This window comes from Aeromonas sp. S2(2024), assembly GCF_041402505.1.
In the GTDB taxonomy this organism is placed as follows: domain Bacteria; phylum Pseudomonadota; class Gammaproteobacteria; order Enterobacterales; family Aeromonadaceae; genus Aeromonas; species Aeromonas media.
This window is the reverse complement of the sequence record NZ_JBGLRL010000004.1, coordinates 61,165-83,748: the sequence shown is the minus strand read 5'-3', so window position 1 is coordinate 83,748 and position 22,584 is coordinate 61,165. Positions and strand designations below refer to the sequence as shown.

Annotated in this window: 21 protein-coding genes, 2 tRNA genes and 1 pseudogene; 8 read left to right on the top strand and 16 right to left on the bottom strand. The window is 60.1% G+C overall.

Features of this window, described 5'->3' with window-relative positions; all coding sequences use genetic code 11:
• Positions 1-11: 11 nt before the first annotated feature.
• From fldB to ACB039_RS06045, 5 genes and pseudogenes are all read left to right on the top strand, one after another.
• Positions 12-530, top strand: a complete 519-nt coding sequence (gene fldB / locus ACB039_RS06065; RefSeq protein WP_371165296.1) for a flavodoxin FldB — start codon at positions 12-14, stop codon at positions 528-530.
• 63 nt (positions 531-593) lie between these two features.
• A pseudogene (locus ACB039_RS06060) lies at positions 594-695 on the top strand (flavodoxin FldB); the annotation flags it as partial.
• 306 nt (positions 696-1,001) lie between these two features.
• Positions 1,002-2,402: a TldD/PmbA family protein gene (locus tag ACB039_RS06055; protein WP_371165295.1), complete on the top strand. Its 1,401-nt coding sequence runs from the start codon at positions 1,002-1,004 to the stop codon at positions 2,400-2,402.
• The gene (locus tag ACB039_RS06050; protein ID WP_371165294.1) at positions 2,402-3,742 is read left to right on the top strand and encodes a TldD/PmbA family protein; all 1,341 of its coding nucleotides are present in this window, start codon (positions 2,402-2,404) and stop codon (positions 3,740-3,742) included. Before ACB039_RS06055 ends, ACB039_RS06050 begins: the two co-directional genes overlap by 1 nt.
• Before the next feature lie 131 nt (positions 3,743-3,873).
• Complete coding sequence (locus ACB039_RS06045) at positions 3,874-4,269, top strand: VOC family protein (protein WP_162519240.1); 396 nt, start codon at positions 3,874-3,876, stop codon at positions 4,267-4,269.
• Positions 4,270-4,335: 66 nt separating this feature from the next.
• On the opposite strand, the gene ACB039_RS06040 is transcribed toward ACB039_RS06045, so the two are convergent.
• Entirely contained in the window at positions 4,336-5,262 is a 927-nt protein-coding gene (locus ACB039_RS06040) for a L,D-transpeptidase family protein (RefSeq protein ID WP_005326662.1), read from the bottom strand.
• A gap of 455 nt (positions 5,263-5,717) precedes the next feature.
• On the opposite strand from ACB039_RS06040, the gene yegQ reads away from it, so the two are divergent.
• On the top strand, positions 5,718-7,079 hold the full coding sequence (gene yegQ, locus ACB039_RS06035; protein ID WP_371165293.1) for a tRNA 5-hydroxyuridine modification protein YegQ: 1,362 nt from the start codon (positions 5,718-5,720) through the stop codon (positions 7,077-7,079).
• Between the two features lies 1 nt (position 7,080).
• Complete coding sequence (locus ACB039_RS06030) at positions 7,081-7,329, top strand: YfhL family 4Fe-4S dicluster ferredoxin (RefSeq protein WP_371165292.1); 249 nt, start codon at positions 7,081-7,083, stop codon at positions 7,327-7,329.
• Between the two features lie 197 nt (positions 7,330-7,526).
• Here ACB039_RS06030 and ACB039_RS06025 read toward each other — a convergent pair whose 3' ends face one another.
• Positions 7,527-7,919, bottom strand: coding sequence for a DUF1090 domain-containing protein (locus ACB039_RS06025; protein WP_371165291.1), 393 nt, complete (start codon positions 7,917-7,919; stop codon positions 7,527-7,529).
• Positions 7,920-8,078: 159 nt separating this feature from the next.
• On the opposite strand from ACB039_RS06025, the gene ACB039_RS06020 reads away from it, so the two are divergent.
• The gene (locus ACB039_RS06020; RefSeq protein WP_371165290.1) at positions 8,079-8,432 is read left to right on the top strand and encodes a DsrE/DsrF/TusD sulfur relay family protein; all 354 of its coding nucleotides are present in this window, start codon (positions 8,079-8,081) and stop codon (positions 8,430-8,432) included.
• A 3-nt stretch (positions 8,433-8,435) separates the two neighbouring features.
• On the opposite strand, the gene ACB039_RS06015 is transcribed toward ACB039_RS06020, so the two are convergent.
• The 14 genes from ACB039_RS06015 to folP form a co-directional block, all read right to left on the bottom strand.
• The gene (locus tag ACB039_RS06015) at positions 8,436-9,653 is read right to left on the bottom strand and encodes an MDR family MFS transporter (RefSeq protein WP_371165289.1); all 1,218 of its coding nucleotides are present in this window, start codon (positions 9,651-9,653) and stop codon (positions 8,436-8,438) included.
• Between the two features lie 151 nt (positions 9,654-9,804).
• Complete coding sequence (gene pnp / locus ACB039_RS06010) at positions 9,805-11,946, bottom strand: polyribonucleotide nucleotidyltransferase (RefSeq protein ID WP_338888080.1); 2,142 nt, start codon at positions 11,944-11,946, stop codon at positions 9,805-9,807.
• 180 nt (positions 11,947-12,126) lie between these two features.
• Positions 12,127-12,396: a 30S ribosomal protein S15 gene (gene rpsO, locus ACB039_RS06005; RefSeq protein WP_005326646.1), complete on the bottom strand. Its 270-nt coding sequence runs from the start codon at positions 12,394-12,396 to the stop codon at positions 12,127-12,129.
• A 160-nt stretch (positions 12,397-12,556) separates the two neighbouring features.
• On the bottom strand, positions 12,557-13,516 hold the full coding sequence (gene truB, locus ACB039_RS06000; protein WP_042648796.1) for a tRNA pseudouridine(55) synthase TruB: 960 nt from the start codon (positions 13,514-13,516) through the stop codon (positions 12,557-12,559).
• A 1-nt stretch (position 13,517) separates the two neighbouring features.
• The gene (gene rbfA / locus ACB039_RS05995; RefSeq protein ID WP_005326642.1) at positions 13,518-13,952 is read right to left on the bottom strand and encodes a 30S ribosome-binding factor RbfA; all 435 of its coding nucleotides are present in this window, start codon (positions 13,950-13,952) and stop codon (positions 13,518-13,520) included.
• A gap of 55 nt (positions 13,953-14,007) precedes the next feature.
• Positions 14,008-16,704: a translation initiation factor IF-2 gene (gene infB / locus ACB039_RS05990; RefSeq protein WP_005326640.1), complete on the bottom strand. Its 2,697-nt coding sequence runs from the start codon at positions 16,702-16,704 to the stop codon at positions 14,008-14,010.
• Between the two features lie 20 nt (positions 16,705-16,724).
• Positions 16,725-18,227: a transcription termination factor NusA gene (gene nusA, locus ACB039_RS05985; protein ID WP_042648795.1), complete on the bottom strand. Its 1,503-nt coding sequence runs from the start codon at positions 18,225-18,227 to the stop codon at positions 16,725-16,727.
• Between the two features lie 14 nt (positions 18,228-18,241).
• Positions 18,242-18,700: a ribosome maturation factor RimP gene (gene rimP / locus ACB039_RS05980; RefSeq protein ID WP_025326064.1), complete on the bottom strand. Its 459-nt coding sequence runs from the start codon at positions 18,698-18,700 to the stop codon at positions 18,242-18,244.
• A 166-nt stretch (positions 18,701-18,866) separates the two neighbouring features.
• A tRNA-Met gene (locus ACB039_RS05975) sits at positions 18,867-18,943 on the bottom strand.
• Positions 18,944-19,034: 91 nt separating this feature from the next.
• Positions 19,035-19,119 (bottom strand) — tRNA-Leu (locus ACB039_RS05970).
• 9 nt (positions 19,120-19,128) lie between these two features.
• The gene (gene secG / locus ACB039_RS05965; RefSeq protein WP_042648794.1) at positions 19,129-19,455 is read right to left on the bottom strand and encodes a preprotein translocase subunit SecG; all 327 of its coding nucleotides are present in this window, start codon (positions 19,453-19,455) and stop codon (positions 19,129-19,131) included.
• The gene (gene tpiA, locus ACB039_RS05960) at positions 19,456-20,220 is read right to left on the bottom strand and encodes a triose-phosphate isomerase (protein WP_371165288.1); all 765 of its coding nucleotides are present in this window, start codon (positions 20,218-20,220) and stop codon (positions 19,456-19,458) included.
• Between the two features lie 131 nt (positions 20,221-20,351).
• Positions 20,352-21,686 carry a phosphoglucosamine mutase gene (gene glmM / locus ACB039_RS05955; RefSeq protein ID WP_042648792.1) on the bottom strand — a complete coding sequence of 445 codons (1,335 nt, stop codon included), beginning with the start codon at positions 21,684-21,686 and terminating at the stop codon, positions 20,352-20,354.
• A 17-nt stretch (positions 21,687-21,703) separates the two neighbouring features.
• On the bottom strand, positions 21,704-22,549 hold the full coding sequence (folP, locus tag ACB039_RS05950; RefSeq protein ID WP_042648791.1) for a dihydropteroate synthase: 846 nt from the start codon (positions 22,547-22,549) through the stop codon (positions 21,704-21,706).
• Positions 22,550-22,584: the final 35 nt, after the last annotated feature.

Here is a 22,584-nt window from a genome sequence, read left to right as displayed (position 1 = left end):
AGAGAAGAGCGATGAAGATAGGTTTGTTTTACGGCTCCACCACCTGCTACACCGAGATGGCCGCCGAGAAGATCCGCGCCCTCATTGGCCCCGAGCTGGTTGATCTCCACAACATCAAGGACGTGCCCCTGGCCCGCATGCAGGAGTACGACATCCTGATCCTCGGCATCTCCACCTGGGACTTCGGCGAGCTGCAGGAGGACTGGGAATCCCGCTGGGAGGACATCAAGGATGTGCCTCTGGAAGGGCGCATCATCGCCCTGTTCGGCATGGGCGATCAGCTGGGGTATGGCGAGTGGTATCAGGATGCCCTCGGCCTGTTGCACGATCAGCTGGTGCCCAAGGGGGTCAGGCTGGTGGGCTACTGGCCCAACGAGGGGTACGAGTTCGATGCCTCCAAGGCGCTGATCGACGATGGCCGTCACTTCGTCGGTCTGGCCCTCGATGACGCCAACCAGTACGATCAGACCGAATCCCGCATCGAGCAGTGGGTCGATCAAATCCTCAGCGAGATCAACGAGCTGCTCTGATCCAGGTAGCTTGCATGTTCGATGATCTCTTGGATACGGAACGACGATGGCCATCATCTTGTCGTCGGCCTGGCTCTCGACGACGCCAACCAGTACGACCAGACCGAATCCCGCATCGAGCAGTGGGTCGATCAGATCCTCAGCGAGATCCACGAGCTGTTGTGAGCCCGGCGGTGGGGGTTGCCCGCTTGGCGGCGCCAGTCAGCATCAACGACCAGACCAGGTCCCCCATCGAACAGTGAGTTGAGAGACCCTTGATGGAGCTCAACAGACGGCGTTGATTTCCCCTGCCGGCAGCCAGCCACACTGGCTGCCGGGCGCATAAATCGCACCGATTTTCTCAATCGGTATCATCGCATGACGCTATAGCGACTTTTTTGTGCTGGTCTGCAACAATGCAATCGACACCCCATAACACAATCAGAACGGGTGTCGGAAGCAAACAGGAAACAGACCAGAAAAGGATATTCTATGACCTCATTCTCTCTGTTGGCCCCCGCCATCGCCCGCGACGTGCTCGATCACGCCCTGGCGCTGGGTGCCGACTTCGCCGAACTGTTTGTGGAGCGCAAGCGCCGCAGCCAGCTCAGCCTGCTCTCCAGCCAGATAGAGAACATCAGCGGTGGCCTCGATTTCGGCATAGGCGTGCGCCTGTGCTACGGCCACAAGGTGCTCTACGGCTACACCAATCTGGCCAGCCGCGAGGAGCTGCTGCGCATTGTCAGCCTCTTGGCGGCCAAGGACAGGCGCGACCCCATGGTCACCGCCACCGCCTTCGATTTCACCCCCATCACAGACCGCAATCCGGTGGCCCTGCCGCTCTCGGCCGACAAGCAGCTGGAGCAGAAGATCGCCTACCTGCACGCCATGGATGCCGTGGCCCGCGCCGAGAGCAGCAAGGTGAGCCAGTTCTCCGGCAATGTGCTGGGCTGGGAGCAGGAGGTGGAGATCTTCAACAGCGAAGGGCTCCAGGTGGCAGATCGCCGCCACTACAACCGCATCATGGCCCAGACCATAGCGGTGGAAGGCGGCGAGCAGAGCGTGGGCTACGAGGCCCCCGGTGCCCTGATGGGCTGGGAGCATGCTGATCGCATAGATCCGCGGGAGTTGGCTCTCACAGCCACTCGGCAGGCGCTGGTGAAGCTGGGGGCAGCCCCCTGCCCGAGTGGCACCTTGCCGGTCATCATGGAGAGCGGCTTTGGCGGCGTCATCTTCCACGAGGCCTGCGGCCACCTGCTGGAGACCACCTCGGTAGCCAAGAAGGCCTCGGTATTCCACGACAAGATGGGCCAGCTCATCGCCAATCCAGCTGTCAGCGCCGTGGACGAGGGCTTGCAGAGCAACGCCTGGGGCTCCATCAACGTCGATGACGAAGGGATGGCAACCCAGCACACCCAGCTCATCAAGGATGGCGTGCTCACCGGCTTCCTGGTGGACAGAATGGGCGCCATCAAGACAGGCCATGCCCGCACCGGCTCGGGAAGGCGCGAGTCCTACAAGTTCGCCCCCACCTCGCGCATGCGCAACACCTTCATAGAGCCGGGCAACCACAGCCTGGAGGAGATGCTGGCCACCGTCGAGCATGGCATCTACGCCAAGAAGATGGGAGGCGGCTCGGTGCAGCCGGGCACAGGCGAGTTCAACTTCAACGTGCAGGAGGCCTATCTCATCGAGCACGGCAAGATAACTCGGCCCCTCAAATCGGCGACCCTGATTGGCACTGGCCCCCAGGTGCTCAAGGAGATCTCCATGGTGGGGCGCAATCTGGCGCTGGCCGCCGGCATGTGCGGCTCCGTCTCAGGCTCTGTGCCCACGTCTGTCGGCCAACCCGCCTTGAAAGTTGACAATATCCTGGTGGGAGGGAACGCCTGATGAGCACACTCGATATGAACAACCTGCTCACCCGCCTGCTGGACAAGGTCGCCGATCTGGGCGCCGAGGCGGACGTCATCGCCAATCAGGAGAAAGCCTTCTCCCTCAAGGCCGACAAGGGGGAGCTTGGTGAATACAAGGTCACCAGCAGCCAGCAGCTCGGTATTCGCCTGATCAAGGAGGGCCGGGTCGGCATCGCCTACTCGGAATCCCTCGATGAGCTGGCGCTGGATGCCATGCTGCAGGATGCGCTCGATGCCAGCCGCTTCGCCAAGGTGGACGCTGATCAGCGCATCTCGGTGGCGGGCAGCCGGATCACCACCGACTGCGCCGAGATCCACCAGCCCGACACCACGGCGGTGGAGGAGAAGATAGCCCTGGCCCTGCGCCTCGAGGCAGACATGCTGGCACAACCCGATGTGACCGGTGCCCCCTACAACAGCTTCTTCGAGGGGGAGAACCGCCTCTGGCTCGCCAACAGCCTGGGCAGTCTTTGCCAGCACAGTGAATTCAGCGTCGGCTGCTATACCTCGGCGCTGGTGGAGCGGGATGGCCGCCAGTCGATGCACTCGCAAGGGCAGTATGGCCGCCGTTTCGACGAGCTGGATAGCCAGACCCTTATCGAGCAGATCTACGCCGTGGCCGATGGCCTGCTGCCCGGTGAAGCGGTACCGAGCGGTCGCTACAGCGTTCTCTTCAGCACCAACTGCTTTGCCAGCCTGTTTGGCTGCTTCCAGGGGGCGCTGTCGGGCAAGTGGGCCCAGCAGGGGATCAACCCCTGGCGCAGCAAGGTGGGGCAAAGCGTGGCGTCACGCTGGCTCACTCTGGAGAGCCGGGCCTATATGCCCGGCGGCATGAACATCAAGGCGTTCGATGGCGAGGGGGCAGCCACTTCGGATCTGCTGCTGATTGGCGAGGGGGAGCTGAAAACCCTGCTCCACAATAGCGCCACCGCCCGCCACTTCGGGGTGGCGAGCAATGGCTCGGCGGCCCGCAGTGCCCGCAGCGCGCTGGATGTAACCGCCCGCCACCTGGTGTTTGGCACAGGTCCTCACAGCGAGGGCGAGGTGCAGAGCGGCGACTATCTGGAGCTGGTCAAGCTCGACGGCCTTCATTCGGGTGCCGATGCGGTGAGCGGCGACTTCTCCTTCGGCGCGTCAGGATTCCTGTGCCGGGACGGTGTACGCGTCCAGCCGGTGCGCGGCATCACGGTCGCGGGCAACTTCTACCACCTGCTCGGGGAGCTGGAAGCGGTCGGTGACACCCTGCATCACAACGATGGCAAGGGCTTCTACGCGCCGCTGATCCGCTTTGGCGGGCTGAACATCGCAGGCAAGTGACTGTATCAAGTGGGAAAAGCACTTCCCTTCCCCATCCAGAAGCGGCGCCATCAGGCGCCGCTTTTTTACCTCTGGCGCCCCTCATCGCCCACTCCTACCCTCAAAGAGCCACCGACCGCATCGGCCGGAACATGCTGGAGAATACGAAGATGGACAACACCCTGGTCTGGGCCGACATTCCGACACGGGATCTGGATCGCGCCATGGACTTCTACTCGGCCCTGCTCGATGTGCAGGTCACCCCCATACAGGAGGAGGAGATGCGTTTTGCCATGCTGCGCTACGATGGCAGCAACGCGGCCGCCTGTCTCGGCCCCATGGACAAATACCACCAGCCCGGTGGCGCCGGTCCCCTCATCTATCTCTCCCTGGGTGACAGGTTGCAGGAGGCTGAGCAGCTGGTTCCCCGGCTCGGCGGGCGGGTGCTCGAACCCCTGCATTCCATCGGCAGCGGTCACGGCTCCCGGGTCATCATAGAGGATACCGAAGGCAACTGGCTGGCCCTCTATGCCCCGCCCGCCCCTTGAGCCGCATAAACAATAACGGCGACCCTGGGGTCGCCGTTATTGTTACCTGACACCTCGCAGAGGCGATCAGGCTTCAGGATTGAGGCGAGTCGGCATGCCGGTACGCTGTTCCAGCACCTGCTTGACCACGTTGGAGTCGCTGTCCATGTGGGCGATGAAGCGGGTGGTGGCCGGGGTCATCGGGAGCGGCACAGAGGCGGTGGAGTTGAACTCCTCCTCGGTGCGCGACAGCGGCTCGTGCACTTCCATGTAACGACCGCCATCCGGCTCGACCGTGGTCTTGACCGGCTGGTTGACGAACTGGACGCGGGTACCGACCGGCACGTTGTCGAACAGGTACTTGATGTCATCGGCGCGCAGACGCACGCAACCGCTGCTCACCCGCAGACCTATACCGAAGGTGGCGTTGGTACCGTGGATGGCATAGAGGTTGCCGATATAGAGGGCGTGCAGGCCCATGGGGTTGTCCGGACCGGCCGGCCAGACCGCAGGCAGTGTCTTGCCCTGGGCGGCGTAGCGGCGACGGATGTTCTCGGTCGGGGTCCAGGTCGGGTTGGCGCGCTTGCGCTCCACCTTGGTGATCCAGTTCTCCGGGGTGTTGACCCCCAGCTGGCCGATGCCGATGGGCAGCACCTGCACCACGTTCTTGCCTTTCGGGTAGTAGTAGAGACGCATCTCGGCCACGTTGATGACGATCCCCTCGCGCGGTGCATTCGGCAGGATCAGCTGATGCGGAATGGTCAGCTTGCTGCCCGGCGTCGGCAGATAGGGGTCGACGCCCGGGTTCGCTTCCATGATGTTGGTCAGGCCCAGCTGGAAGTCGGCGGCGATCTGCTCCAGCGGACGGTTGTCTGCGGGCACCACGTATTCCTGGTTCTCACCGATCAGACGGCTGTTGGCGGCTGGCAGCGCGTATTCAACGGCGGCGGCCTGCTGGCTGACCAGGGTCAGAGTGCAAAAAAGGGCCGAAGCGGCAATGCGAAGGGGATTCATAAAATTCCTGTATGGTTTCCTGTACCTGTTGGCCTGAAGCCGGTTCATCCTCGGTCTGTCCCTTGTCACGAGTAGCGCTCGCCCGAGGCCAATACCGAGCGCGCATTCTTTCCCGAGTCGGACAAAATTTCAACTTGAAGAGGGGGCTTTTTCGCGGAAAAGATCCATTCTCCCCCCAACAATCGACCGTATCGGGTGCCTGTCAGCCTAACATCGCCAATCTGAGCGCAAAATGAACATGCATCCGGCCCGCCACCCTAGCGCCAAATTGCATGATGGCGCCGTCACGAGTACAATCTCGCACCCCTTTTATCAGGAGTATCGAGTCATCTCGTGCTCTGGGTGTACCTCATCGGATGGCCGTGCGTCGAGTACGGTCGCACCATGCCGATGACCCTATACGGCGCCATCAGGTGGCGCCGTCCTGATTTGCAATCAGACAGAAAGAGTCCAACATGTTCAGACCAGAATTGCTCTCCCCCGCCGGGACCCTCAAGAATATGCGTTACGCCTATGCCTATGGCGCCGACGCCGTCTATGCGGGCCAGCCGCGTTACAGCCTGCGGGTGCGCAACAACGAATTCGATCACGAGAATCTGCAGCTCGGTATCAACGAGGCCCACGCGCTGGGCAAGCAGTTCTATGTGGTGGCCAACATCCAGCCCCACAACTCCAAGCTCAAGACCTTCATCCGCGACATGCGCCCCGTGGTGGACATGAAGCCGGATGCGCTCATCATGTCAGACCCCGGTCTCATCATGATGATGCGTGAAGCCTTCCCGGAGATGCCCATTCACCTCTCGGTGCAGGCCAACGCGGTCAACTGGGCCACGGTGAAGTTCTGGCATCAGATGGGCCTGACCCGCGCTATCCTCTCCCGCGAGTTGTCCCTCGACGAGATCGAAGAGATCCGCATGCAGGTGCCGGAGATGGAGCTGGAAGTCTTCGTCCACGGGGCGCTGTGCATGGCCTACTCAGGCCGCTGCCTGCTGTCCGGTTACATCAACAAGCGCGACCCCAACCAGGGCACCTGCACCAACTCCTGCCGTTGGGAGTACAAGGTGCACGAGGGCAAGGAAGATGACGTGGGCCAGATTGTCCACCGTCAGGAGCCCATCAAAGTGCGCCCGGACAACACCCTGGGGCTTGGCAAGCCGAGCGATGCCCTGGTGCTGCTGGAAGAGTCCAACCGCCCCGGCGAGTACATGACGGCGTTCGAGGACGAGCACGGCACCTACATCATGAACTCCAAGGATCTTCGCGCCGTCGAGCACGTGGAGCGCCTGACCAAGATGGGCGTGCATTCGCTGAAAATAGAAGGCCGCACCAAGTCCTTCTACTACTGCGCCCGCACCGCCCAGGTCTATCGCAAAGCCATCGACGATGCGGTCGCCGGTCGCCCGTTCGATCCGACCCTGATGGGCACCCTCGAGAACCTGGCTCACCGTGGCTACACCGAGGGCTTCCTGCGTCGTCACAACCACAGCGAGTACCAGAACTACGACTACGGCTACTCCGTCTCCGACACCCAGCAGTTCGTCGGCGAGATCACCGGTCGCCAGGGCGATATGGTGGAAGTGGAAGTGAAGAACAAATTCCTGGTGGGCAACAGCCTGGAGTTGATGACGCCGCAGGGCAACATCAGCTTCAATCTGGAGCAGATGCAGAACCGCAAGGGCGAGCTCATCGATACCGCGCCGGGCAACGGTCACGTGGTCTATGTGCCGGTCCCGAAAGAGATCGACATCAACTACGGCATACTGCTGCGCAATCTGGGCGATCGTCAGGACACCCGCCAGCCGCACTCGGCGGCCTGATATGTCCCTGCTCATCACCGACAAGTGCATCAACTGTGACATGTGCGATCCCGAGTGTCCGAACCAGGCCATCAGCCTGGGGGACAAGATCTACGAGATAGATCCGGATCGCTGCACCGAGTGCGTCGGCCACTATGAGAAGCCCACCTGCATCAGCGTCTGCCCTATCGATTGCATCATCTGGGATCCCGCCCACGTGGAGACCGAAGAGCAGCTGATGGACAAGTTTGTGCTGATGCACAGGCAATAAAACCGGCATCAGCGTCTTCGACTCACTGACTGTATCCTCCGGGATCCTGTCCATATGGTGGAGACCGAAGAGCAGCTGATGGACAAGTTTGTGCTGATGCACAGGCAGTAATGCCGGACCTGCGGGTTACGGACTGCATCATCCAGAAATAGAAAAAGCCGGGCATGCCCGGCTTTTTCTATTGCGCTGCCCTTCCCTCAGGGTTTGACCAGTTTTTGCAGCGCCTCAAGCTCGCGCTGGGCCTCCAGCAGCTCGGCCTGGGACTCCTCCAGCTTGGCCTGCTTCTTGGCGATCTTGTCCGGCTTGCCAGAGACCCGGGCGCTCTGCAGATCCGCCAGGCGCTCCTCCACCTCTTGCTTCTGCTTGGCGACCTTCTCTTGCTGCTCCTCGAGGAGCCCGGCATCGGTGCAATGGGCCTCGATGTTGCGCAAGGCCTGCTCCAGGCCCGCCACCTGCTGCGCGTTATCGTGCGCCCGGGCGAAGCTCAGCTGCTCGATCACTGCCTGATGCCTGGCCTTGCAGCCGACGTTTTCACTGCCATAAGCCTGTCCGGCCAACAGCAATAATCCTATTCCGGCAATCTTCCACATAACGACCTCTTTGCTCTGTCATACTGGATGGCCGCCTATGAAACCTGACTCATCTCCCGAGGTCAAGGCACAGGGAAAGGGCTACGACAGAGTTTGCACTGGGTCATGCCGCCGCCAAGCTGGCGACGCTACAATGCCCCTTTCAACCCGGAGAGTCCCATGAAGCAACAGATCCTCATCATCGCCAACGGCGCCCCCTATGGCAGCGAGTCCCTGTTCAATGCCCTGCGTCTGGGGATAGCCCTCAACGAGCAGGAAGGCATCGACCTGAAACTCTTCCTGATGTCCGATGCCGTCGGCGCCGCCCTGGCGGGCCAATCCCCTGCCGAGGGTTACAACCTGCGCCAGATGCTGGAGATCCTGCTGGCACAGGGCACCGTCATCCGGCTTTGCAAGAGCTGCACCGACGCACGGGGCATCAGCTCCCTGCCACTTATCGAGGGCATAGAGATAGGCACCCTGCCCCTGCTGGCCCAGTGGACCCTGGCGGCCGACAAGGTGCTGACCTTCTGATCATCAGGATCCGGCACTGACCCGGGCCAGCGCCGGGCGCGGGATCCGGGTGCTCAAGCCATAGAGCATCAGGATCACCAGGCAGAGCAGTGCCATCAGGGCATAGAGCCAGCTACCTCCCCAGTTGGCCAGGATCCAGCCCCCCAGCAGGGCGCCGATGGCGACCCCGAGCCCGGACATGGAGGCCGCCCCGAAATAGCTCCCCTTCAGATGACTCGGTGCCATCTGATCGATCAGCACGTTGAGCAAGGGGAACAGGATGCACTCGCCGACGCTCAGCAGGATCACCGCCACTATCCAGTGCCACCAGATGGCGGTGTTTCCGAGGGCAAACAGCAGCTGGGCGCCGAGAAAGAGCGCCACCCCGAGTTGCAGCCGGCGCTTGGTGGACCAGCGGGCAGTCAGGTGCAACAAGGGGAACTGCAGTATCACTATGGTCAGCGCATTGGTGCTCACCAGCCAGCCGATGAGCCGCTCCACCTCAGGGGTGCCGGCTCGGGTCAGGTACTGGATCAGGGGTGACTCGAACTGGACATAGACCAGCATCAGCAGCACGTTCGCCAGGGTCAGCAGCAAGAAGCCCCTGTCCTGCCAGAGCACCCGCAACACGGCGCGCATGCCGGGGCCGGCGGCATGGCTTGCCTGACAGGCGGCCAGCCGAAAGCCGACGAAGAAGATGAAGCCGAGCAGCAGATAGCTGACACTGAGCAGCAGGAAGGTCTCCTGCCGTGCGCTCAGGCCGTAACTGACCCCGAGCAGGGGGCCTATGGCCGCCCCCAGGTTGAGCAGAAAATAGCGCAGGTGCAGCGCCAGCTCGCGGGCTTTGGGCTCGGCCAGGCTATCGGCCATCAGCGCCTTGCCCGGTGAGTCGATGAGCCCGTAGGAGAGCCCGCTGCCGATCACCCCCATCGCCAGCCAGATCACCTGATGAGAGAGGCCGAGCAGGGCGACGCTCAGGGCCGACACCAGGCAGCCAAACAGCAGTATGTTGCGCCTCCCCCACTTGTCCGACAGCCAGCCGCCATAGAAGCTGACCAGGGTGGAGAGGGCCGCAGTGGCCCCCAGGATGAGGCCGATCAGGGTCGCCGAGAGGCCATAGTCGCGGTAGAGCAGGATGGAGAGAAAGGGCCAGACCATGAAGAAGGTGGTGCGCACCATGAAGGTACCCAGGATCACGATCCAGACCAGGGGGGGAAACTGCCTGAGATAGGCCCATGACATGCTGCACTTCCTTTTGACAACGTGACGGCGAGTCGTCCCTTATAGCAACTGGCGCCAAAAGGAACAAGGCCTCTTCTCCCTGGTCCCCTCAGGCAGACAGACAGGCACAAAAAAGCCGACCCTGAGGTCGGCTTTTCGCAGAGCGGATGCCTTATTCGGCGGCCGGCTCTTCGGCAACGGCCACGTCGGCAACCGGGGCGGCGGCTTCGGTCGGTGCATTCGCTTCCTTGATGGAGAGACGCACGCGGCCCTGACGGTCCACTTCCAGTACCTTCACCTTCACAACGTCACCGATCTTCAGGAAGTCGGCCACGTTCTGCACGCGGGCATCGGTGATCTGGGAGATGTGTACCAGACCGTCTTTACCCGGCAGGATATTGACGAAGGCGCCGAAATCGGCCAGACGCACAACCTTGCCTTCATAGATGCGGTTCACTTCGATCTCGGCGGTGATGGCCTCGATGCGACGGATGGCTTCCATGGCGGCTTCGTTGGCAACGGCGGAGATGCGGACGGTACCGTCATCATCCAGCTCGATGTTGGTGCCGGTCTCTTCGGTCAGGGCACGGATCACGGAACCACCCTTGCCGATCACGTCCTTGATCTTCTCGGGATTGATCTTGATGGTGTGGATGCGCGGTGCGAAATCGGAGATCTCGGCGCGCGGCGCCTGGATGGCTTCGTCCATGACCTTCAGGATGTGCAGGCGAGCGCCACGAGCTTGCTTCAGGGCAATCTCCATGATCTCTTTGGTGATGCCTTCGATCTTGATGTCCATCTGCAGCGCGGTGATACCTTCGGTAGTACCGGCCACCTTGAAGTCCATGTCGCCCAGGTGATCTTCGTCACCCAGGATGTCGGACAGCACGACGAAACCTTCTTCTTCCTTCACCAGACCCATGGCGATACCGGCAACGGAGGCCTTGATCGGCACACCCGCGTCCATCAGCGCCAGGGAGGAACCACAGACGGAGGCCATGGAGGAGGAACCGTTGGATTCGGTGATCTCGGACACCACGCGCACCACGTACGGGAACTCGGCGGCGCTCGGCATCACGGCAGCAACGCCGCGCTTGGCCAAACGACCATGACCGATCTCACGACGCTTGGGGCTGCCCATCATGCCGGTCTCGCCGACGCAGTACGGCGGGAAGTTGTAGTGCAGCATGAAGCGGTCGGCACGGTGACCAGACAGCTCGTCGATGTTCTGGGCGTCACGCTCGGTACCCAGGGTCGCAACCACGATGGCCTGAGTCTCACCACGGGTGAACAGGGCGGAGCCGTGAGCGCGGGGCAGGATGCCGGTGCCGACGGACAGGGCGCGGATCATTTCCGGATCGCGACCATCGATGCGCGGCTCGCCACGGACCACACGGCCACGGACGATGCGGCTTTCCAGGCTGTGGAACTCTTCGCCGATCTTCTTGGCATCTTCTTCCACGCCGGAGGCGATGACCTGCTCGACCACGCGAGCCTTGATGGCGCCGATGGCGGCGTAACGCACGGCCTTCTCGGTGATGCGGTAGGCTTCACCCAGCTCGGCGGTGGCCAGCTCGGCAACCTTGGCTTTCAGCGCTTCATTGACGGCAGGCGGGGTCCAGTCCCACGGCTGGGTACCCACGTCGGCGGCGAATTCGTTGATGGCGTTGATCACCACTTGCATCTGCTCGTGGCCATAGACCACGGCGCCCAGCATCACCTCTTCGGACAGGATGGCCGCTTCGGATTCCACCATCAGCACCGCGTTGGCAGTACCGGCAACCACCAGATCCAGATCGCTCTGGGGCAGTTCGGTGGTGGTCGGGTTCAGCACGTACTGACCGTTCATGTAACCCACGCGGGCAGCAGCAATCGGGCCGCCGAACGGGATGCCGGAGATGGCCAGGGCAGCAGAGGCACCGATCATGGCAACGATGTCGGGGGACACGGCCGGGTTCACGGACATGACGGTGGCAACCACCTGAACCTCATTGAGGAAGCCTTCCGGGAACAGCGGACGAATAGGACGGTCGATCAGGCGGGAGATGAGGGTCTCACCTTCGCTCGGACGGCCTTCACGACGGAAGAAACCACCCGGGATACGACCAGCAGCATAGGTACGCTCCTGGTAGTTGACGGTCAGCGGGAAGAAATCACGGCCGTGATCGGCCTCTTTCTTGCCGACGACGGTCACAAATACGCAGGTATCGTCCATGCTGACCATGACGGCCGCAGTGGCTTGACGGGCCATCACACCGGTTTCCAGGGTGACGGTGTGTTGACCGTACTGGAATGACTTTACAATAGGATTCACGTGAATTTCCTTTTTACAATTTGGCGCTTTAAATTCGCGTGCAAGTATACTTGATTCGCATCAAAAGGTAAGCGGTGGCACGCATTCTGTGAGGCAGGCAACGGTTTGCCGCGCGATAAAAATGATCCATAAAAAAGGGGAACCTCACGGTTCCCCTTTTTCGCGAAATCTGATGGTCGATTAACGACGCAGACCCAGCTTGGCGATCAGAGCAGCGTAACGCTGAACGTCTTTACGCTTCAGGTAGTCCAGCAGCTTGCGACGCTGGGAAACCATGCGCAGCAGACCGCGACGACCGTGGTGATCCTTGGAGTGCTCCTTGAAGTGACCTTGCAGATGGTTGATCTGGGCAGTCAGCAGGGCAACCTGCACTTCGGGGGAACCGGTGTCGTTGGCGCAACGAGCGTTGTCAGCAACGATGGAAGCTTTGATCTCAGCATTTAGAGACATGGTATTACTCCAGTAGAGTGTTTAAAGGTTCACAGCCAATCTCTAATTCAGCCGTGAAATGAGGGCGGTATCATAATCGCAGCCGCCCCTTTTCGCAACGACAAAGAGGAACGAGCTGCACGCGCCCTGGCCGGTGAGCCAGGGCGAGACCGCCAGAGGATCACTCCTCGTCGCGATCGTCGTGATAACGCACCAGCCGCTTGGGGGCGACTCGCCCTTCGTCGTCGATCTCGCCGACGCCGATGAACTCGCGCTCAGGGCCCACCGTCATGCGTACCTGGCCGCTTTGCGGCGCACCCGCCACCTGCACGGCCTGGCCCTGGTTCACATAGGCGGCCACGGCCGTCAACATGTTCACCTCGGGCAGGGACGCCACTGCGGTATCCATCGGCAGCAGCAGCGGATCCAGCTGCTCCCGCGGCGGAATGCTCTCGGCCTTGGCCTGCTCGAAGATACATTCGAGCTGCTCCAGGGTCAGCATCCTGTCGTAGGGATAGCTGGCCACCTGGGTACGACGCAGCTGGGTGACGTGAGCACCACAGCCCAGCACTTCGCCGAGATCGTCCACCAGGGAGCGAATGTAGGTGCCTTTGCTGCAGTGCACTTCGAGGCGCACTTCATCACCTTCAAAACTCAGCAGTTTGAGCTCGAATACCGTGATGGGACGGGCTTCCCGCTCGATCTCGATGCCTTCACGGGCGTACTCGTAGAGCGGACGACCGTTGTGCTTGAGAGCGGAGTACATGGACGGCACCTGCATGATGGGACCGCGGAACTGGTCCAGCGCCTCGATCAGGGTACCCACGGCCACGTTCACCGGACGGGTGGAGACCACCTCGCCGTCGGAGTCGCTGGTGTTGGTGCGCTCGCCCAGCTTGGCGGTCACCTCATAGCGCTTGTCCGCCTCCAGCAGATACTGGGAGAACTTGGTGGCTTCGCCCAGGCAGATCGGCAACATGCCGGTTGCCAAGGGATCCAGGGCGCCGGTGTGGCCGGCCTTGGCCGCGTTGTAGATCCGCTTGACCTTCTGCAACACATCGTTGGAGGTCAGACCGGTCGGCTTGTCCAGCAGCAGGATACCGTGTACGTCACGGCCCTTGAAACGACGTCTTCGAGACATCTCAGGCTTTATCCTCAGTTGTATCATCCGGTGCGGCTTCGTCTTCTTCACGACCGGCTTCGGTCATGCGACGCTTGTCTTCACGCACAGTGTTGGTCACCAGGTTGGAGAGGCGCATCCCCTCGACCAGGGTCTGGTCGTAGTAGAAACGCAGCTCCGGCACCACCCGCAGACGCATGGCGCTGCCGAGCAGGCTGCGAATGTAACCGGCCGCCTCGGTCAGGCCCTTGAGCCCTTCCGCGATGCGCTCGGCGTCATTCTCCAGCTGCAAGAAGGTGACGTAAATCTTGGCATAGTTGAGGTCCTTGGACACTTCCACGTCGGAGACGGTCACCATACCGATGCGCGGGTCTTTCACCTCGCGCTGCAAGATCAGCGCGATTTCACGCTGGATCTGCTGCCCGACCCGACGGGTCCGGCTAAATTCTCTGGCCATATTCTATCCTGCGATAAAAGGGGGCCGCAGCCCCCTATTTGTTCTAACGCTCGGCTTACAGAGTCCGCTGAATTTCAATGGTCTCGTAAACTTCGATCTGGTCGCCTTCACGCACGTCGTTGTAGTTCTTGACCGCGATACCACACTCGTAACCGTTGCGGACTTCGTTGACGTCATCCTTGAAGCGACGCAGGGATTCCAGCTCGCCTTCATAGATAACCACGTTGTCACGCAGAACGCGAATACGGTTGGAACGCTTGACCACACCTTCGGTGACCATACAGCCGGCAACGGCGCCGAACTTCGGTGACTTGAAGACGCTACGGACTTCAGCCAGACCGATGATCTCCTGACGATACTCAGGGGCCAGCTTGCCGCTCATGGCCTGCTTCACTTCGTCGATCAGGTCATAGATGACGGAGTAGTAACGCAGATCCAGGCTCTCGGATTCGATGACCTTGCGCGCAGAAGCGTCGGCACGGACGTTGAAGCCCACCAGGATGGCGCTGGAAGCAGCTGCCAGGGTAGCGTCGGTTTCGGTGATGCCACCGACCCCGGAACCCACGATCTTGACCTTGACTTCGTCGGTAGAGAGCTGCACCAGTGCATCGCAGATAGCTTGCACGGAACCCTGTACGTCGGCCTTGATCACCACGTTCACTTCGGACACTTCGCCCTCGGTCATGTTGGCGAACATGTTTTCCAGCTTGGCCTTCTGCTGGCGAGCCAGCTTGACGTCGCGGAACTTGCCCTGACGATAGAGTGCCACTTCACGGGCTTTCTTCTCGTCACGTACAACGGTGGCTTCGTCACCGGCAGACGGCACACCGGACAGACCCAGGATTTCCACCGGCAGGGACGGACCCGCTTCCTTGATCTCGCGACCCAGTTCGTCACGCATGGCACGAATACGACCGTATTCCAGACCACACAGTACGATGTCGCCCTGGCGCAGAGTACCTTCTTGTACCAGTACGGTAGCAACCGGCCCACGGCCCTTGTCCAGGAAGGACTCGATCACGACGCCGCTGGCCATGCCATCGACGACCGCTTTCAGTTCCAGCACTTCGGACTGGATCAGGATGGCTTCCAGCAGATCGTCGATGCCTTCGCCGGATTTGGCGGAGACATGCACGAACTGGCTGTCACCACCCCAGTCTTCGGACATGACGTTGTAACGGGCCAGCTCGGTCTTGACGCGATCCGGATCCGCTTCAGGCTTGTCGATCTTGTTGACCGCAACCACGATGGGCACTTCTGCCGCCTTGGCGTGCTGGATGGCTTCGATGGTTTGCGGCATGACGCCGTCATCGGCAGCGACGACCAGTACCACGATATCGGTCGACTTGGCACCACGAGCACGCATGGAGGTAAACGCAGCGTGACCCGGAGTATCCAAGAAGGTGATCATGCCACTGTCGGTTTCGACGTGGTAAGCACCGATGTGCTGAGTGATGCCACCGGCTTCGCCAGCGGCAACCTTGGCCTTGCGGATGTAGTCAAGCAGCGAGGTCTTGCCGTGGTCGACGTGACCCATGATGGTCACGACAGGTGCGCGCGGCTTGGCTTCGGAGGTCTCGTCACGATCGGACAGTACCGCCTCTTCCAGTTCGTTCTCACGACGCAGCAATACCTTGTGACCCATCTCCTCGGCGACCAGCTGAGCGGTCTCCTGATCGATCACCTGGTTGATGGTGGCCATGGCGCCCATCTTCATCATCGCCTTGATGACTTCGACACCCTTGACGGCCATCTTGTTGGCCAGCTCGGCCACAGTGATGGTCTCGCCGATGACGACATCGCGGTTCACCACGGCAGCCGGCTTGTTGAAGCCGTGCTTCATGGCGTTGGGCATGGCGACCTTGCCGCGCTTGCCTTTGCGAGCACGGGGGTTGCGGGAGTCACGGTCGTCTTCGCGGCGAGTAGCCTTTTTCGGGGCCTTGACCGCAGCAGCCGCAGTGCGACGACTGGTCTCTTCCTTCCGGTCCAACTCGTCTTCTGCGGCTTGCGCATGCTTGTTGGTGGTCAGATGGTAATCACTGCTCTCTTTGGCGCGAGCAGCTTCTTCTTCAGCCCAGCGAGGGCCGTTCTGTTCCGCCATCAGACGAGCCTCTTCGGCTTTCTTGGCGGCGAGTTCTTCTGCTTTTTGCAAAGCGGTTTGTTCCTGTTGGCGCTTCAGTTCTTCTGCTTCGCGCTTGGCCATCTTTTCTGCCTCTTGCTGAGCTGTGCTAGCGGCTACTTTGGCGGGCTGTGGAGCCTGTCGAGCCTTTGATTGTGCCTCGATCCGCGCCTTTTCCTCAGCTTCACGACGAGCCTGCTCAGCCTCACGGCGAGCCTTCTCTTCAGCATCGAGACGAGCCTTGTTCTCGGCCTCGTGACGAGCTTTTTCTTCTGCTTCCAAACGCGCTTTTTCCTCGGCTTCCGCCTGACGCTGTTCATCTTCCAGCGCCGAGCGTTTTACATAGGTGCGAGTCTTGCGCACTTCAACCTGCACTTCCTTGTTCTTGCCGCCAGTTCCTTGAACACTGATGGTGCTCTTGGTCTTGCGCTGCAATGTCATGCGGGCTGGTGCGGTGATCTCGTCACCTCCATGCTGTTTTTTCAAGTGAGCCAGCAGAGTCTGTTTCTCAGACTCGCTGACGAGGTCGTCGGCCTTGCTCTTGCTGATACCGGCATCGACAAACTGCTGGAGAAGACGATCAACCGGCGTGTCGATGTCAGTGGCAAGTTGTTTGACTGATACTTCTGCCATTCATTTTCCTCCGTTTGATCTTATTCAGACTGCTCTTCTCCGAACCAACAGATATTGCGAGCAGCCATAATCAGCTCACCGGCTTTCTCAGCGGTCAGCTCTTCAATGTCGGCAAGGTCGTCGATACCTTGCTCTGCCAAATCTTCCAGGGTGCCGACGCCGCGAGCGGCCAGGGCATACGCCATGTCACGGCCAAGGCCGTTGAGATTGAGCAGTTCTTCGGAAGGCTCTACGCCGTCGAAGGATTCTTCTTTGGCCAGGGCCTTGGTGGTCAGAACATCCTTGGCACGCTTGCGCAGCTCTTCCACCATGTCTTCGTCCAGACCGTCGATGGCCAGCAGCTCATTGACGGGTACGAAGGCGATCTCTTCCAGGGTGGAGAAACCTTCTTCCATCAGCAGACCGGCGAAATCGTCGTCGATGTCCAGCGCTGTGGTGAACAGAGTCAGGATGCGATCGTTCTCGGCCTGGTGCTTGGCACGCATGTCCTCGACGGTCATGACGTTCAGCTCCCAACCGGTCAGCTGGGAGGCCAGACGCACGTTCTGACCGTTGCGACCAATGGCCTGGGCCAGGTTGGCAGCTTCCACGGCGATGTCCATGGTGTGGTTGTCTTCATCAACGATGATGGAGGCCACATCGGCAGGCGCCATGGCATTGATCACGTATTGGGCCGGGTTGTCATCGTACAGCACGATGTCGGCACGCTCACCGCTCAGCTCGGCGGATACCGCCTGAACGCGAGCACCGCGCATGCCGATACAGGCACCGATCGGGTCGATACGACGATCGTTGGTCTTGACCGCAATCTTGGCGCGGGAACCCGGATCACGGGCAGCGCCCATGATTTCGATCATCTCTTCGCCGATTTCCGGCACTTCGATGCGGAACAGCTCTTTCAGGAAGTCTGGGCTGGAGCGGCTGACGAACAGCTGGGAACCACGGGCTTCCGGGCGGACTGCATAGAGCAGGCCACGGATGCGGTCACCGGGACGGAAGGTCTCACGGGGCAGCATGTCGTCACGGAAGATCACGGCCTCGGCATTGCTGCCCAGATCCAGGATGACGTTGTCGCGGTTGCTCTTCTTGACCACGCCGCTGATGATGGTGCCTTCCTTGTCCTTGAACTGGTCAACGACTTGGGAACGCTCGGCCTCGCGCACTTTCTGCACGATAACCTGCTTGGCGGTCTGAGTGGTGATGCGGTCGAAGGTGACAGAGTCAATCTGGTCTTCAACATAGTCGCCGATCTGGATATCCGGCTGCTCGATCTGAGCGGCTTCGAGAGTGATTTCCCCATACGGGTTCTCCATGGAAGCCTGATCGGCCACCACGACCCAACGGCGATAGGTGTCGTAGTCACCGGTCTTGCGATCGATCTCGACCCGAACTTCAATCTCGCCTTCGTATTTTTTCTTGGTCGCAGTCGCCAGCGCAGTCTCCAGAGCCTGGAAAATCTTCTCGCGGGGGACAGCCTTCTCGTTGGACACAGCGTCAACGACCAGCAAAATCTCTTTATTCATATCCGATAGCCTCGTTAACCAAAGTTCGGCACTATGTTCGCTTTTTGGATATTGGTGAAAGCCAACACCTCGTCCTTACCATCTACTGTCAGGGTGATCATGTCCCCCTGCACAGCTTTGATTACGCCTTTGAACTTGCGGCGGTTGTTTGTTGCCATCCGAAGCGAAACCGCCGCCTCTTGGCCAACGTATTTTTCGAACTGGGCAACCTTGAACAGCGGACGATCCAGGCCCGGGGAGGAAACCTCGAGGTAATACTCCTCGGTGATGGGATCTTCAACGTCCATGATGGCGCCAACCTGGCGGCTCACCTCGGCACAGTCTTCCACCGTCACGCCTTGCTCTGAGTCGATGAAGACGCGCAAGGTCGAGTGCTTACCCGCACGGATAAACTCGACACCCCAAAGTTCAAAACCCAAGGCAACGACCGGAGCCTCGAGCAGATCGGTCAAACGTTGTTCCAACGTAGCCAAAGTCACCCTCCGAAAAACAAAAAAAGGGCATATAGCCCAGATAGAGATCGATTCAGAGTAAATCGCACATAACAAAAAGCCCCGATGTCAAATCGGGGCTTGGCGCTTTACCCTGATTGTCGCCTCGCAGCGACCGCCTTCCTGAGCGTAGGAAATGCGTGAAATTTGGTTGCGGGGGCCGGATTTGAACCGACGACCTTCGGGTTATGAGCCCGACGAGCTACCATGCTGCTCCACCCCGCGTCCGAAATCGTGCGAGATTATAGCCACTTCATTCTCATCACACAAGACTGACTGGCTATAACTACCCAGTTACCCGGGTTCACTGCTTAATTGGTGCCGTGGGCGGGACTCGAACCCGCACACCCTAGAGCACTACCCCCTCAAGATAGCGTGTCTACCAATTCCACCACCACGGCAAAAACTCTTTACTCGGGAACGTCAGCGTCTTTCTTCACTGGCGCTTTGGTCTGCTCAACTTGCTGAGTCTGTTGCAGATTTTCCCATTCGCTACCCTGTTTTACCTTGTTGCTTGACATGGAGCCGAGCACCAGGCTGATCAAGAAGAACAGAGTGGCCAAAATTGCAGTTGTGCGGGTCAGGAAACTGCCTGAACCACCGGAGCCGAATACGGTATTCGATGCCCCTGCGCCGAAGGAGGCGCCCATATCAGCCCCTTTACCTTGCTGAATCATCACCAGACCGATCAGAGCCAGTGACACCAGCAGATAAACGACTAAAAGAATCTCGTACATTTAACTTGCACCCTTTGCCGCTTCAACAATTCCTAAAAACGCATCGCTGTCGAGGCTTGCTCCACCTATCAGTCCGCCATCAATGTCGGGCTGGGCAAACAAATCTCTCGCGTTGGTCGGCGTTACGCTCCCACCATAGATGATTCTTACTTTCTCACCTATTACCGGAGTATCCTCCGCCAAGCGACCACGTATAAAGGAATGAACCTCTTGTGCCTGCTCGGGTGTGGCGCATTTACCTGTACCTACAGCCCAAATCGGCTCGTAGGCGATGATAGCATTATCGAAAGCCATCGCGCCATTTTTCTCTATGACGATGTCCAGCTCTTCGGCGATCACCTCAAAGGTTCTTCTCGCCTGCCTCGCCGCACCTGACTCCCCCAGACAAAGGATGGGAATCAAACCTGCCGCTCTGACTGCCGCAAACTTCTCTGCGACGATAAAGCTGGTCTCACCAAAGATACGCCTGCGCTCGGAGTGACCGACCAGTACGTATCGGCACCCTGCCTCGACCAGCATCTCACACGAGACTTCACCCGTATAAGCGCCCTGTCTGTGCTGACTCACATTCTGAGCCCCCAACCTTATCACCTTCTGCTCATCGAGCAGTCGTGCGGTAAAGTCGAGATGCACATGGGAAGGACAGAGAACAACATCTACATCATCACCAACACCCTTCAGGCATTGACTCGTAAACTGCTCTAACTGCGACTTACTACCGTGTAACTTCCAGTTGGCGGCTACAAACGGCTTGCGATGTCCCATCGGCAACTCCCTTGCGAAAGCGGGGCTGATAATATCCAGAGGATGATCAGCTGACAAGTGCTATTTTCAAATTTTCGAATCGTTTGAACAAGATACAACCAGGGCGATTAAAAAATCGCCATAGCTGCTCATTAAAACGCCGATTCGACCTGTTGGGCGATGCGTTGTGCCATGTCACGCACCTGTTGCTCATGCTCCCCTTCCACCATGACCCGGATCAAGGGCTCGGTGCCGGATTTGCGCAGCAGGACACGGCCACGGCCGCCCAGTTCCTGTTCCACCTTGGCCACTTCCTGCTGCACGGCTTCGGCCGCCAGCGGATCCTTGCCCTCGGCAAAACGCACGTTCACCAGAACCTGGGGGAACTTGCTCATGCCGGAGCGCAGCTTGGCCAGCGGCATCTCCGCAGAGCACACCGCCGTCAGCACCTGCAGGGCGGCGACTATGCCATCCCCTGTGGTGGTCTGATCCAGGCAGATGATGTGACCGGAGTTCTCGCCACCGATGCGCCAGCCCTTCTCGTTCATCATCTCGAGCACGTAGCGGTCACCCACCTTGGCACGGGCAAACGGAATACCGAGCGTCTGCAACGCCAGCTCCAGGCCCATGTTGGCCATTAGGGTACCTACCACACCGCCCTTGAGGCGGCCGTTGCGCAGGGCATCGCGGGCGATGATGTAGAGGATCTCGTCACCGTCGATGATGTAGCCGGTGCTGTCTACCATCACCAGGCGATCGCCGTCACCGTCGAAGGCAACACCGAGATCGGCCTTGCACTCCAGCACCTTAGCGGCCAGCGCCTCCGGTGCGGTGGAGCCCACCCCATCGTTGATGTTGAGGCCATCCGGGCTGCAACCGATGGCAATCACCTCGGCGCCCAGCTCGCGGAACACGGAAGGGGCGATGTGATAGGTGGCACCATGGCCGCAATCCACCACCATCTTCACTCCTTCCAGGCTCAGATGGGTGGGGAAGGTGCTCTTGCAGAACTCGATGTAACGGCCGGCGGCATCGTCGATACGCTGCGCTTTGCCAAGTTCGGCGGACTCCACGCACTTGAGCTCGTTATCCAGCTCGGCCTCGATGGCCAGCTCCACTTCATCGGGCAGCTTGGTGCCATCGGCGGAGAAGAACTTGATGCCGTTGTCGTAATAAGGGTTGTGGGAGGCGCTGATGACGATGCCAGCCTCGGCACGGAAGGTGCGAGTCAGGTAGGCCACCGCCGGCGTCGGCATGGGACCCATCAGTATGGCCTTGAGGCCCGCTGCGGAGAGGCCCGCTTCTAGGGCGGATTCAAGCATATAGCCAGAGATGCGAGTATCTTTGCCGATCAGCACCTTCTTGGTGCCCTTCTTGGAGAGCACCTTGCCGGCGGCCCAACCCAGCTTCATCACGAAATCCGGGGTGATCGGAAATTCGCCAACCTTGCCGCGGACACCATCGGTGCCAAAATACTTTCTGGTCATTGTCTGTTCTCGTTTTTTTATTTGGATATGAAATCTTGTCCCGTCATTACCATCCAGCCAACGCGCAGCGCATCCATGGTGGCTCGCACGTCGTGCACCCGGATGATCCTGGCGCCATGTTGCAACCCGATCAGAGCGCAGGCCAGGCTGCCGGCCAGCCGCTCATCAACGGGGCGGCCAAGCAGATTGCCTATCATAGACTTTCGCGACATCCCCACCAAGAGCGGCAGACCGTAATCCAACAACTTCTGCTGTTCGGCCAGCAACTGATAGTTGTGTGCCACCGTCTTGCCAAAACCATAACCCGGATCCAGCAGCAGGTGCCGACGCGGGATCCCTGCATCCAGGCAAGCGACTATCCGTTCGTCGAAGAAGGCCCTCACTTCCCCCAGCAAGTCGTCGTAATGAGGCTCGGCCTGCATGGTTCTCGGCTGGCCTTGCATGTGCATCAGACACACGGGCACGTCAGCCCCTGCCGCTGCAGCCAGGGCACCGGGCTCGAGCAGGGACCGCACGTCATTGATGAGGTGAGCGCCTGCCGAGCAGCCCGCCCTCATCACGGCAGCCTTGGAGGTATCGAGGGAGATCATCACATCGAGTTCCTGCACCATCCGCTCGACCACAGGGATAACCCTGTCCAGCTCCTCCTGCTCGCTCACGTCGGGGGCGCCCGGGCGGGTCGACTCGCCACCGATGTCGATGAGGGTGGCTCCCTCCTCCACCATCTGACGAGCATGGGCCAGCGCCAGTTCAAGTGGTTTGAAGCGGCCGCCATCGGAGAAGGAGTCCGGAGTCACGTTGAGGATCCCCATGACGTGGGGACGCTCCAGGGAGAGGCTGCGCCCCTTGCTGATTAGTTGCATCTTTACATCTACCTGTTACAAGAAAATCTGGGTAT